Genomic DNA, 12,724 nt, shown 5'->3' on the forward strand with positions numbered 1-12,724 from the left:
CAATTGCGGACCGATGTTTCATTTCGCAGCTTCCGACTTCGCGAGAGATTGGACACTATAACAGAGCCAATATACTTGACGAAAGCCTCACCAGCAGTTGGACCGATTATTGCGCCCAGAGTTCCCTGCGCAACTCCTGCCAGCTTTCCTTGTCCGGGGCGACAAGAATGCCGCCGTCGATATGCGAGGGCAGATAGGCGCTGCCGTCGATCCGCGCGGTGTAGCCGCCGGCCTCGGCGTGGATCAGCACACCGACCAGATGGTCCCACGGCATCAGTTTGTTGTAGACGACGAAATGGGCATGGCCGCTGGCCAGAAGACGGTATTCATGTGCCGCGCAGCGATAGCCGAACTGCGACAGGGTCTTGGTCTGGTTGCGCGCCAGGAGCGAGCGTTGCGGTTCCGCCAGATATTGCCAGGAGACGGAGCCGGTCATCTGCGAGATCGGCACGGCATCGGCGACATGCACCGTCTCCAGCGCGCCATGCGCATGGCGGATATGGCTGCCGGCGCCCTTGGCGCCGATCAGCCAGTCCCGGCCTACGGGGTCATGGATGATACCGGCGACGGTTTCGCCCTTGACGACGACGCTCAGCATGACGCCGAAGAGCGGCACGCCGGAGGCGAAGTTGAAGGTGCCGTCGACCGGGTCGACGACGAAGGCGAGGTCGGCATCGCCGAGCCCCTGAAGCAGCGCCGGACTGTCGGAACAGGCTTCCTCGCCGACGATCATCGCCGTGGGATAGCGCTCGCGCAGCCTGGCCGTGATCAGCCGCTCAGCGTTGATGTCGGCCTCGGTCACCAGGTCGGCGGCCGAGGTTTTCTGCCTGATGTCACCCTCGCCCAGCCGGCGGAAGCGCGGCATGATTTCGGCCCTGGCTGCATCGGCGAGAAGCTCGGCCAGCCAGTCGATCGCTTGGTCGTCAAATATCATCGGAAACGTCTTGTCCTGTGCTGAGGCTGCCATTGAGGGCGGCAAAGTCGAACAGCTTTCTGTCAAGCAGATGCGACGGCCTGGTGTTGGACAGCGCGCGCAGCATCGTGTCCTTGCGGCCCGGCATGCGCTTTTCCATGTCGTCCAGCATCGCCTTCATGGCGTTGCGCTGCAGGCCTTCCTGGCTGCCGCAGAGATCGCAGGGAATGATCGGGAATTTCATAGCGGCCGCGAATTTTTCCAGATCGACCTCGGCGCAGTAGCTCAGCGGCCGCAGCACCATGACGTCGCCGTCGTCATTGAGCAGCTTTGGCGGCATGGCGGCAAGGCGGCCGCCATGGATTAGATTCATGAAGAAGGTTTCGAGAATGTCCTCGCGGTGGTGGCCGAGCACCAGCGCCGAACAGCCCTCCTCGCGCGCGATGCGATAGAGATGGCCGCGCCGCAGCCGCGAGCACAGCGAACAATAGGTGCTGCCCTGAGGCAGCTTGTCGGTGACCACCGAATAGGTGTCCTGATACTCGATGCGATGGGGAATGCGATGCGCATCGAGGTAATCGGGCAAAATGTGCTTCGGGAAATTCGGCTGGCCCTGGTCGAGATTGCAGGCCAGCAGCTCGACCGGCAGCAGCCCGCGCCATTTGAGATCGAGCAGCACGGCCAGCAGCCCGTAGGAATCCTTGCCGCCGGACAAGGCCACCAGCCAGCGGTCGCCGGGCCTCGCCATGGCGAAATCATCGACCGCCTGACGGGTCAACCGCAACAGCCGCTTGCGCAGTTTGTTGAACTCGACGGAAGACGGCACGTCGGCAAACAGCGGATGGAAGCCGCCTTCAGCAATCGGTTCAACTGTTTCGATGTCTGCCAGCATGTTCATGGCTTGTCGCTTTCCATAGCCGAGAGTGCCGGATTAGCGGACATGGCCGACAAAGAAAAGGCCGCCTCGACGGGCGGCCCTTTCCAGTATCGCAGAAAAGCGATCGCTTAGCGCGAATAGAATTCGACGACCAGGTTCGGCTCCATCTGCACGGCGAACGGAACATCGGCCAGGCCGGGGATGCGCGAGAAGGTCGCGACCATCTTGTTGTGATCGACTTCGATATAGTCCGGCACGTCGCGCTCGGCGAGGCCGACCGCTTCCAGCACGATGACCAGCTGCTTCGACTTTTCGCGCACTTCGACGACATCGCCCGGCTTGCAACGGTACGAGCCGATGTTGACGCGCTTGCCGTTGACGTTGACGTGGCCGTGGTTGACGAACTGGCGAGCCGCGAAAATGGTGGGCACGAACTTGGAGCGGTAGACGACCGCGTCGAGACGCGACTCGAGCAGGCCGATCAGGTTCTCGGAGGTGTCGCCCTTGCGGCGATCAGCCTCTTCATAGACTTTGCGGAACTGCTTTTCGGAGACATCACCATAGTGACCCTTCAGCTTCTGCTTGGCGCGCAGCTGCAGGCCGAAATCGGAAAGCTTGCCCTTGCGGCGCTGGCCGTGCTGGCCGGGGCCGTATTCACGCTTGTTGACCGGGGACTTCGGGCGGCCCCAGATGTTTTCGCCGAGACGGCGGTCGATCTTGTACTTCGCGGATTCGCGCTTGCTCATCGCATTCCCTTTCAAAACAAACCACCCGGAGCCTCATGGTCCGGGTGAAGGAAACGCGCCCTCCTCTGGCCTCCGTTTTCGAGGCCTGACAGGGTTTTCCCACGCAACGCGGCGGAAAACCCACGGGACACGTCAGTCTAGACAAAACCCAGGAAACGATAAACCTGCTTTCCCGGGCTTGCCATGCAAAAGAAACAACCGGGCATTGCGGCCCGGTGTTGGTGCGCTCGTTAAACGGAGATTTGAGCAGAGTCAAGCGCGTCGCTGGCGCTGGGCCCGGCAACCATATCACGTCTTTGGCGTTGAGTGCCGTGCCGGATGCGGCGGGAGGTTGTTGCGCCGACGGCATTTAGGAAGGGACTGGAGCCAAAGGAGCCCGAAGTCGCATGAAGAAGTTTTTCCTCTCGTTGGTCGGTGCGGCCGTCCTGGCCGGGACGATGTCGATCGCCGTGCCCGAGCCAGCGATGGCCAAGCATTGGCAGGGCCACAAGCATCGTCAGACCTGCCATGTCGTGGTGAAGAAGAAGGTCATCTGGCGGCATGGCCACAAGAAGGTCATCCGCTACAAGGTGAAGCGCTGCTGGTGACGTCAGGGGTTTCGGGCTTGGCCTGAACCGAAGAAGCCCGTGGTTTCGGCCACGGGCTTTGTTTATCGACTCGGTTCAAGGTTTCAGTCTGCCGATTTCTTCTCCGGCAGGCCTTTGCGCTTGGTCTCTGCGAATTCCTCGAGCTGTTTTTCGCTCATCGAATTGTACATCGACTTCGACGCGCCTTGAAGTTCGCTCTTCCTGGTCTCGCCGCGCTTGGCCGACAGGGCTGCGCCAGCGGCCTTTTGCTGTGCTTTTGAGGTTGCAGGCATATCGGCACCTCCTTTGCTGACAGAGGAAGAAACGTTGCGCTCCGGCGACGGTTCCAGCGCTGGCGGTCAACTTCCGTTCCGCGCTCATGTCTGCCCATGGTCGGCCAACTGCCGGCAAAACCACCTTCCCGTGCCCGCAACGCCGGTGTAGGACGGCGCCATGAAATCGTTGAACGATCCCTCGCAGGCACTCGCTACCGGCCTCGCGAAAATCCGCACCGAGTTCCATGTGCCGGAGGGATTTCCCCCTGATGTAATGGCCATGGCACAGACGGCGGCCAGGCGCGTGCCCGACCAGCATGCCGACCGCACGGCGATGCCCTTCGTGACGCTCGATCCCGCGGCTTCCACCGATCTTGACCAAGCGTTTTCGATCGAAGCGAGCGGTAGCGACCTTCTGTTGCACTATGCGATTGCCGACGTAGCCTGGTTCGTCGCGGACGGCGACGCGGTGGATCGCGAAGCCTGGGCGCGAGGCGAAACCCTGTATTTGCCGGACGGCAAGGCCGGGCTCTATCCCCGGGTGCTTGCCGAGGGCGCCGCGAGCTTGCTGCCCAGCGGTCCGCGTCCGGCTGTCATCTTCACGGTCCGGATCGTCGACGACGGAGCGGTAAGGCTGGATGGCGCGGAGCGGGCAATCATTCAAAGCCGCGCCAAGCTCGCCTATGACAGCGTGCAGGCCGCCGACGTCCCAGTCGGCTTCGCCGAAATCGCGCGGCGCATGGCGGCGGCCGAAGACCGTCGCGGCGCTTCGCGCGTCGACCCGCCCGAGCAGGAGGTGGAACAGCTTGCCGATGGCACGTTCCAGCTTGCGTTCAGACCGCTGCTGCAATCCGAGCAAGACAACGCAGCACTTTCGCTGGCCGCCAACATGGCGATTGCCGACGCCATGCTGGCACACCGGACCGGCTTGTTCCGGGTGATGGCGCCGCCCGATGCTTCCAAAGTGCAAAGACTGCGCAGCGCGGCACGGGCCTTAGGCCTGTCCTGGCCTCCTTCGACCAGCCTGCCCGACTATCAGCGAACCCTCGATCCTGCCAACATGCAACAGGCAGCGCTGATGCTGGAAATCCGCCGCGCCGGCTCCGGTGCGTCCTACCAGCCCTATGAGGAAGGCGTTGTCCCCTGGCACGAGGCGATGGCCGCGACCTATGCCCACGCCACCGCACCCCTGAGGCGGCTGGCCGATCGCTATGTCGTGCGCTGCGTGCTGGCCATCGTCAACGGCCAGCCGGTGCCGCAAGTCGTTAACGAGGCGTTTTCCAGACTGCCGAAGGTGATGGGCCGCGCAGGCGCCCGCGCCTCGCAGATCAACCACGCGGCCATCGACCTTGCCGAGGCGGTGATGCTGAGGGGGCGTGTGGGTGAAACATTCAAGGCCGTCGTCACCGACGTCGGTGATCAGCGTGCGCGCGTTCAGCTCTCGGACATGCCTGTCGTTGCGAATGTGAAGGCCTGAGGGTTCAGGCAGGGCGATGGCCTGACGCTAAGGCTTGTTTCGGCCGATCCGGATCGGCGCGTCATTGTCTTCGAACCTGTCTAAAGCGCGTCGGCGACGCGCTTTAGTTTTTTTGTTTTTATGCATGTCCTTGTCCCAAAACCGCTGCGCACTTTTGGGCGACATGCATTAGCGTGCGCTCAATCCAAAACCCTGCATCAGCCGGCTGATGGCGAAGTCCGCCTTTCCCGAGGTAAAGACGGCGATGTCGGGCTCGCTTTGCGGCAATGGCCCGTCGACAGCCGGAAGCAGCGACAGAGCGCGCCGCGCAATCGCCTCGGCCGGGTCGATCCAGTCGACCGGCCAGGGCGCGGTCTTGCGCATGCGATTGGCCAGGAACGGAAGATCGGAAGAGCGTCGTGTAGGGAANCCTCGCGCATGTAGGCCTCGGCCAGTCCGGCGAGATTGTTGCTGCCGACCAGCCGGACATGGCATTTCTGCGCCCATTTGCCGATCAGGTCGCGCGTGTACTGGCGCTTCACCGTGCCCGGCGTCGCCAGCACCGAGACCAGCCCGGACCGGGTGCGCTCGGCAGCCGGCTTGATTGCCGGCACCGTGCCGACAAAGGGATGGCCAGGGAATTTTTCCCGCAAGGCATCGATCACCAGCGTCGAAGCGGTATTGCAGGCGACGACCGAAATTTCCGGATCAAAACGGTCGAGCAGCTTGGCGAAGAGCTCGACTATATGGGCCTGCAGCGCCGGCTCTTCCCACGCGCCGTAGGGAAAGGCCTTGTCATCGGCGACGTAGACGAAGCGCCGGTCGGGCATCAGCACGCGCGCTTCGCGCAGCACGGTCAATCCGCCAACGCCGGAATCGAACATCAGGATCGGACGGTGGCTCATTGATATCGGACCATGAAAGAGGCTGGATCAGAAGGCTTGGCGGTCATTGGCCAATGCCGTTCTTCTATCTGCAACCATCATGGTCTTGAAGTGGCGAATGTCAGCAAGTTCTATGCAAAGCCGGCGAAGACGACCTTGCCTCGGTCTAGAGCCCGCGCTTGCCGAAGCCGGCGGGCCTCGGGCGGCCCATAGGCTGGGCGGACGGCACCGAGCGCGTGGCCGGTGTGGCGTTGCGCATGGAAGACTGTGCCGTGCTGCTGGCCATCCGACCGGATCCCGCAGGCATGGGCGTATCGCCATCGAAATCGAAAACCGATGTCAGTTCGTCGATATTGATGCCCGCCACCGGCTTAGCCACCAGGATCGTGCACCAAAGGCCAAAGATCGACAGCGCCAGCAGGTTCAAACCGCTGGACGTGCTTTCCGGGTTCTTGAAATCGATGACCAGCAGCGTGCCTGCCTGCAGAAAGGCGTAGATGGCGCAGAACACGATGTAGGACCACAGGATCCAGGCTTTGCCGTTGGCGTCGCGGCTGCGTCGCCAGGCGATGTTGGCACGCATGACCACGGCCAGGAGGGAAACGACCAGAACCGCGCCTGCCATGCCTTGCCGCGATGGACCGGGCGCCGAGTTGACCAGCCCCTCAAAGCCGATCGTGCCAACGATGCACAGCACAGCAAGAACGGCCTCGAGCAGGGCTACGCCGAGCGAATAGAAGAAGAAGCGCATACGGCCGATTTTGGACGTGAACATTTGCCACCCCACCGTTTTGACAACAATGGACGAGAGGCAAATAAAATTCGGTTACTTCAGCCGTTCGAAGCTTAGCGATTTCTAATCTTCTTTGTCTGCCTGGCGTTTTCGCGCAGCGGCCGGCAAACGCCTTGGATCGTCTCCCGGCGAGCCGTCACCGCGCGGCATGGCCGGCGAAAACCGGTCGAGCGACGAGATGATGCCACGCAGCACTTTCAGTTCCGGCTCGGCGAAACCGGCGCGCGTCAAGACGGCGCGCAGATTGTCGACCATCTTGGGTTTCTTGGGCGCCGGGCGGAAATAGCCGCGCGCTTCGAGCGCGCCTTCGAGATAGGCAAACAGCCCGTGCAACTCTTCCTTGCTTGCCGGCTTCATTTCAGGGCTGGAGAAATTGGTCGCCGTCTCGTCTTCCAGGCCCGACTTCATCCATTCATAGGACATCAACAGCACGGCCTGGGCGATGTTGAGCGACGAAAAGCCGGGATCCACCGGGAAGGTGACGATCTCGTCGGCCAGCCCGACCTCGTCATTGTAGAGCCCAAAACGCTCGCGGCCGAACAAGATGCCGGTGCGCAGGCCGGCCATCTGACGCGCCCTCAGCGCCCTGCCCGCTTCGACCGGACCACGCACGGGTTTGAAGCCGTCGCGCTCCCGCGCCGTGGTGGCGAAGACGAAGTTGAGGTCGGCGACGGCGGACGCCAGGTCGCCGAACACTGTTACGGCATCGATGACATGGTCGGCGCGGCTGGCGGCGGCGCGCGCCTTCTCGCTCGGCCAGCCGTCACGCGGGTTGACCAGTCTCAGTTCGGCAAGGCCGAAATTAGCCATGGCGCGCGCAACCATACCGATATTCTCGCCGAGCTGCGGCTCGACCAGGATGATCGCCGGCCCGGCGGCGGATGCGTTTTCAGGATGATCGACGGCGGACATGATCTCAATGAACTGCTGTTTGCGGCATTTCAGCGTTCCCTGCCACATCCGCTCGGCAAAATGAAGCTTTTGCAAACACCGGTCGCGGCACAGACGACCCATTCTGCACGGATGGTCGTTTGCGCGGCCAAATAGGCTTTGATATACGCTCCGCATACCCGGCCGAAGCCATGCGGGCGAGGCCGTTTTGTTCCCCAAAAGCGAGGCATTCTTTTCATGGCGAAGATCAAGGTGGCGAACCCGGTCGTCGAGCTCGACGGCGACGAGATGACCCGCATCATCTGGCAGTTCATCAAGGACAAGCTGATCCACCCTTATCTCGACCTGAAGCTCGAATATTACGACCTCGGCGTCGAGCACCGCGACGCCACCAACGACCAGGTGACCATCGATTCGGCCAATGCCATCAAGAAATGGGGCGTCGGCGTGAAATGCGCGACGATCACGCCCGACGAGCAGCGCGTCGAGGAATTCAAGCTGAAGAAGATGTGGAAGTCGCCGAACGGCACCATCCGTAACATTCTCGGCGGCACCATTTTCCGCGAACCCATCATCATGAAGAACGTGCCGCGTCTGGTGCCGGGATGGACCAAGCCGATCATCGTCGGCCGTCATGCTTTCGGCGACCAGTATCGCGCCACCGACTTCCGCTTCCCCGGCAAGGGCAAGCTGACCATCAAGTTCGTCGGCGAGGACGGCAAGGTGATCGAGCACGACGTATACGACGCACCCGGCGCCGGTGTTGCCATGGCGATGTACAATCTCGACGACTCCATCCGCGAATTCGCCCGCGCCTCGCTGAATTACGGCCTGCTGCGCAATTATCCGGTTTATCTCTCGACCAAGAACACCATCCTCAAAGCCTATGACGGCCGCTTCAAGGACATTTTCCAGGAGGTCTACGAGGCTGAATTCGAGGCCGAGTTCAAGGCGAAGAAGCTGTGGTACGAGCACCGGCTGATCGACGACATGGTGGCCTCCGCCCTGAAATGGTCTGGCGGCTATGTCTGGGCCTGCAAGAATTATGACGGCGACGTCCAGTCCGACACGGTGGCGCAAGGTTTTGGCTCGCTCGGCCTGATGACCTCCGTGCTGATGACGCCGGACGGCAAGACGGTGGAGGCGGAGGCCGCGCACGGCACAGTGACGCGCCACTATCGCCAGCACCAGAAGGGCGAGGAAACCTCGACCAATTCGATCGCCTCGATCTTCGCCTGGACGCGCGGCCTCGCCCACCGCGCCAAGCTCGACGATAATGCCGAGTTGAAGCGATTTGCCGACACGCTGGAGAAGGTCTGCATCCAGACGGTTGAGAGCGGCTTCATGACCAAGGACCTGTCGCTCTTGATCGGTCCCGACCAACCATGGCTGTCGACCACCGGCTTCCTCGACAAGATCGACGAGAATTTGCAGAAGGCGATGGCGTAAGCCGGCAGCCATGGCCAAGCCGGTCGTCTACGGGGCGGACTACAGCGTCTATGTGCGCATCGTCCGCCTCGTGCTGGCGGAAAAAGGCATCGACTACGACCTTGTGCCGGTCGATGTCTTTGCCGCCGAGGGCACTCCCGCCTGGTACTTCGAGCATCACCCTTTCGGCCGCATTCCGGCCGTCGAGCATGACGGGTTTCGCCTGTTCGAAACCAGCGCAATCGCCCGCTATGTCGACGAGGCGTTCGACGGCCCGGCACTGCAGCCAAAAGACGCCCGCACCCGCGCAACGATGAACCAGATCATCGGCATGCTCGACGCCTATGCCTACAGATCGATGGTCTGGGACGTCGCCGTCGAGCGGCTTGAGAAGGAAGCGCCAGACGAGGCACTGGTCGCCAACGGGCTGCGCCAGGCGGAAACGGTGCTGCGGGTGCTCACCGCACTCAAGCCTCCCGGGCCGTGGCTGCTCGGCGACCAGCTGACGCTGGTCGACCTGCATGCGGCATCCATCATCGCCTATTTCGTCAAGGTCGCCGACGGGCAAAAGCTGCTTGCGGCGTTCGCCGACATCCAGGCCTGGTGGGACGGCATCGCAAAACGTCCGAGCCTGGCGGCGGGCTGATATGGGTTCGGGCCATGGCTGACCCATCTCGCCAGGACGCGCTCACCATCGCCAAGAATTGTCAGGGTCAACCACGCCGGTGAGTTCGGTGCGATCAGGATCTATTCGGCGCAGATTCTTGTCGCCAGGCGCTTCTGGCCGGATTGCGTGCCATCCTTGTCGGAGATGCTCGGGCACGAGCGCACTCATTGCGCCGCCTTCCGTGCCGCCATGCCGGCGCGGAAGGCGCGACCGTGCCGGGTGATGCAATTCTGGAGCTGGGGTGGCTGGCTGCTGGGTTTTGTGACCGCCCTGATTGGTCCGCAAGGCATCTGGGCCTGCACGGCGGCGGTTGAAGCGGCGGTGCATCGCCATCTGGACGATCAGCTGTTTTTCCTCGCCAATCGCGACCACGACTTGCACGGCATCATCCTGGCGATCCGCGAGGAAGAGCTCGCCCATCTCCATCACGCCGAAGAGCAGCTGAAATCGTCCGGCCCGGCGCTGAACTTTTTACGGTCGCTGATTTCGATCGCCACGGACGTGCTGATCTGGCTGTCCACCTGGGGCGATTCCAGCAGAATGACGCGCGCCCTGAAGGCGGCGAAAAAGAACTAGCTAGACGGACCGTCTAAGAGCTGATGCCGGCTTGCCACTATCAGCCACAGAATGGCTAGCACGGCGGCGAAGGCCGGAAAGCCGCACACAAACCAGATACGGCATAGGGTGGCTTTCAGGCTGCCTCCAGCGCCGCCCTCACCGCGGCGATCGCATCATTGGCCTTCGAGGCGTCCGGGCCGCCGGCTTGCGCCATGTCGGGCCGTCCGCCGCCGCCCTGCCCGCCCAATGCGGCCGAGGCAACGCGCACCAGATCGACAGCGCTGAAGCGGCCGACGAGATCGTCCGTCACGGCGACCACGACNACCGGCGACGGTTTCGGTGGTGGCCGGAGCATCGGCCGCGGCACCACCGCCCAGCGCCAGTTTCTTGCGCGCTTCGCTCAGCTCCTTCTCGAGCTTCTTGCGCTCCTCGAGCAGCGTCTCGACACGCGCCGGCACGTCGGCCGGCGAGATCTTCAGCACAGCGGCCGTCGCCTTCAGGCGTCTGTCCTGCTCGTCGAGATATTTTCGTGCGGCTTCGCCGGTCAGCGCCTCGATGCGGCGCACGCCGGCGGCGACTGCGCTGTCGGAGACGACACGGACCAGGCCGATATCGCCGGTCGCCCGGACATGGGTGCCGCCACAAAGTTCGACGGAATAGGGTCTATTGGCCTTGGCGCCATGCACGCCGGTGCCCATCGAGACGACACGCACCTCGTCGCCGTATTTTTCGCCGAACAGCGCCATGGCGCCTTCGGCGATGGCGTCGTCGACCGACATCAGCCGCGTCGTCACCGGGCTGTTCTGGACGACGATTTCGTTGGCCATGCGCTCGACCTCTTCGAGATCTTCGGCCGAGATCGGCTTGTTGTGCGAGATGTCGAAGCGCAGGCGCTCGGGCGCGACCAGCGAACCTTTCTGCGCGACATGGGTGCCCAGCACCTCGCGCAGCGCCTCATGGATCAGATGCGTTGCCGAATGATTGGCGCGCAGCCGGGTGCGGCGCGCATGGTCAACCTTCAGCTCGACGGCTGCACCTGGCTTGACCGTGCCGTTCGTCACCTTGCCCAGGTGCACGAACAGGCCGTCGGCCTTTTTCTGCGTGTCGGAAACCTCGATCGAGAAACCTTCGCCGGAGATGATACCGGTGTCGCCCATCTGGCCGCCGGACTCGCCATAGAACGGCGTCTGGTTGACGACCACCGCCACCGCGTCGCCCTTGATCGCGCTGTCGACGGTCTTGCCGTCCTTGACCAGCGCCTGGATGAGGCCTTCCGCCTGTTCGGTCTCGTAGCCNGCCGGCCTTCTCGCGTACAGAAAACCAGATGGTCTCGGTGGCCGCGTCGCCGGAGCCAGCCCAATGCTTGCGCGCTTCGGCCTTCTGCTGCTCCATCGCATGGGTGAATCCGGCAAGGTCGACCGAGATGTTGCGCTGGCGCAGTGCGTCCTGCGTCAGATCGAGCGGGAAGCCGTACGTGTCATAGAGCTTGAACGCGGTCTCGCCATCCAGCATATCGCCGGCGTGCAGCGTATCCGTCGCCTCCGAGAGCAGGCCGAGGCCGCGCACCAGCGTCTTGCGGAACCTGGTCTCCTCGAGCTTCAGCGTCTCGGTGATCAGCTGTTCGCCGCGCAGCAGTTCGGGATAGGCCTGGCCCATCTCGCGCACCAGCGCCGGCACCAGTTTCCACATCAACGGCTCCTTGGCGCCGAGCAACTGCGCATGGCGCATGGCGCGGCGCATGATGCGGCGCAGCACATAGCCGCGGCCTTCGTTCGACGGCAGCACGCCATCGGCCACCAGGAAAGAGGACGAGCGCAGATGGTCGGCAATGACGCGGAAGGAGGCGACTGTCTCCTTGTCGGGGCCCTGCCCGAGCGCTGACGACGCCGCATCGATCAGGTGGCGGAACAGGTCGGTCTCGAAGACGCTCTCCACCCCTTGCAGGATGGAGGCCATGCGCTCCAGGCCCATGCCGGTGTCGATCGACGGCCGCGGCAGGTCGATGCGCTCATCCTTGGTGACCTGCTCATATTGCATGAACACCAGGTTCCAGAATTCAAGGAAGCGGTCGCCGTCCTCCTCCGGGCTGCCGGGAGGGCCGCCCCAGATGTGCTCGCCACGGTCGATGAAGATTTCCGAGCACGGCCCGCACGGTCCGGTGTCGCCCATCGCCCAGAAATTGTCGGAACTCGGGATGCGGATGATGCGGTCATCGGAGAAACCGGCGATCTTCTTCCAGAAGCCGGCCGCCTCGTCATCGGTGTGATAGACGGTGACCAGCAGCTTGTCCTTGTTCAGCCCGAACTCCTTGGTAATCAGGTTCCAGGCCAGTTCGATGGCGCGCTCCTTGAAATAGTCGCCGAAGGAGAAATTGCCGAGCATTTCGAAAAAAGTCAGGTGGCGCGCGGTGTAGCCGACATTGTCGAGGTCGTTGTGCTTGCCGCCGGCGCGCACGCTCTTCTGAGCGGTCGTGGCGCGCGAATAGGACCGCTTCTCCAGGCCGGTGAAGACGTTCTTGAACTGCACCATGCCGGCATTGGTGAACATCAGCGTCGGGTCGTTGCGCGGCACCAGCGGGCTCGAAGCCACGACCTCGTGACCCTCCTTGCGGAAATAGTCGAGGAATGTCGACCGGATCTCGTTCACGCCACTCATGACTGCTGCCTTTTC

The 12,724-nt window shown here is 62.8% G+C and carries 12 protein-coding genes and 1 pseudogene; 6 read left to right on the forward strand and 7 right to left on the reverse strand.

Annotation, left to right across the window (positions count from 1 at the left end; genetic code table 11):
• Positions 1-106: 106 nt before the first annotated feature.
• The 3 genes from X771_RS138195 to rpsD all read right to left on the reverse strand — a co-directional run bounded on the left by X771_RS138195 (position 107) and on the right by rpsD (position 2,536).
• On the reverse strand, positions 107-934 hold the full coding sequence (locus tag X771_RS138195) for an inositol monophosphatase family protein (RefSeq protein ID WP_023690198.1): 828 nt from the start codon (positions 932-934) through the stop codon (positions 107-109).
• Positions 924-1,811: a tRNA 2-thiocytidine(32) synthetase TtcA gene (gene ttcA / locus X771_RS138190; RefSeq protein ID WP_023690199.1), complete on the reverse strand. Its 888-nt coding sequence runs from the start codon at positions 1,809-1,811 to the stop codon at positions 924-926. The genes X771_RS138195 and ttcA overlap by 11 nt, the downstream gene beginning before the upstream one ends.
• 107 nt (positions 1,812-1,918) lie before the next feature.
• Positions 1,919-2,536, reverse strand: coding sequence for a 30S ribosomal protein S4 (gene rpsD, locus X771_RS138185; RefSeq protein ID WP_023669107.1), 618 nt, complete (start codon positions 2,534-2,536; stop codon positions 1,919-1,921).
• Between the two features lie 386 nt (positions 2,537-2,922).
• Between rpsD and X771_RS138180 the strand changes: the two genes are divergently transcribed.
• The gene (locus tag X771_RS138180) at positions 2,923-3,123 is read left to right on the forward strand and encodes a hypothetical protein (RefSeq protein ID WP_023690200.1); all 201 of its coding nucleotides are present in this window, start codon (positions 2,923-2,925) and stop codon (positions 3,121-3,123) included.
• 83 nt (positions 3,124-3,206) lie between these two features.
• Here X771_RS138180 and X771_RS138175 read toward each other — a convergent pair whose 3' ends face one another.
• Entirely contained in the window at positions 3,207-3,395 is a 189-nt protein-coding gene (locus X771_RS138175) for a DUF3008 family protein (RefSeq protein ID WP_023684876.1), read from the reverse strand.
• A gap of 160 nt (positions 3,396-3,555) precedes the next feature.
• On the opposite strand from X771_RS138175, the gene X771_RS01000000165475 reads away from it, so the two are divergent.
• Positions 3,556-4,854 carry an RNB domain-containing ribonuclease gene (locus X771_RS01000000165475; RefSeq protein ID WP_245262779.1) on the forward strand — a complete coding sequence of 433 codons (1,299 nt, stop codon included), beginning with the start codon at positions 3,556-3,558 and terminating at the stop codon, positions 4,852-4,854.
• Between the two features lie 1,029 nt (positions 4,855-5,883).
• On the opposite strand, the gene X771_RS138170 is transcribed toward X771_RS01000000165475, so the two are convergent.
• Both X771_RS138170 and X771_RS138165 read right to left on the reverse strand, forming a co-directional pair.
• Positions 5,884-6,492, reverse strand: a complete 609-nt coding sequence (locus X771_RS138170) for a DUF805 domain-containing protein (protein WP_023690201.1) — start codon at positions 6,490-6,492, stop codon at positions 5,884-5,886.
• An 81-nt stretch (positions 6,493-6,573) separates the two neighbouring features.
• Positions 6,574-7,422 (reverse strand): RNA methyltransferase, encoded by an 849-nt coding sequence (locus tag X771_RS138165; protein ID WP_023690202.1) that lies wholly within the window; start codon positions 7,420-7,422, stop codon positions 6,574-6,576.
• Between X771_RS138165 and X771_RS1000000168380 the strand changes: the two genes are divergently transcribed.
• The 4 genes from X771_RS1000000168380 to X771_RS0135100 all read left to right on the forward strand — a co-directional run bounded on the left by X771_RS1000000168380 (position 7,405) and on the right by X771_RS0135100 (position 10,072).
• Complete coding sequence (locus tag X771_RS1000000168380; RefSeq protein WP_023756448.1) at positions 7,405-7,557, forward strand: hypothetical protein; 153 nt, start codon at positions 7,405-7,407, stop codon at positions 7,555-7,557. The two genes, X771_RS138165 and X771_RS1000000168380, sit on opposite strands and share 18 nt — an antisense overlap.
• Positions 7,558-7,638: 81 nt before the next feature.
• The gene (locus X771_RS138160) at positions 7,639-8,850 is read left to right on the forward strand and encodes an NADP-dependent isocitrate dehydrogenase (RefSeq protein ID WP_023669114.1); all 1,212 of its coding nucleotides are present in this window, start codon (positions 7,639-7,641) and stop codon (positions 8,848-8,850) included.
• Between the two features lie 10 nt (positions 8,851-8,860).
• Positions 8,861-9,475, forward strand: a complete 615-nt coding sequence (locus X771_RS138155; RefSeq protein ID WP_023690203.1) for a glutathione S-transferase family protein — start codon at positions 8,861-8,863, stop codon at positions 9,473-9,475.
• 18 nt (positions 9,476-9,493) lie between these two features.
• On the forward strand, positions 9,494-10,072 hold the full coding sequence (locus X771_RS0135100; protein ID WP_050587497.1) for a demethoxyubiquinone hydroxylase family protein: 579 nt from the start codon (positions 9,494-9,496) through the stop codon (positions 10,070-10,072).
• A gap of 115 nt (positions 10,073-10,187) precedes the next feature.
• On the opposite strand, the pseudogene alaS reads toward X771_RS0135100, so the two are convergent.
• A pseudogene (alaS, locus tag X771_RS01000000165485) lies at positions 10,188-12,709 on the reverse strand (alanine--tRNA ligase).
• Positions 12,710-12,724: the final 15 nt, after the last annotated feature.

The organism is Mesorhizobium sp. LSJC269B00, assembly GCF_000502815.1.
GTDB lineage: Bacteria > Pseudomonadota > Alphaproteobacteria > Rhizobiales > Rhizobiaceae > Mesorhizobium.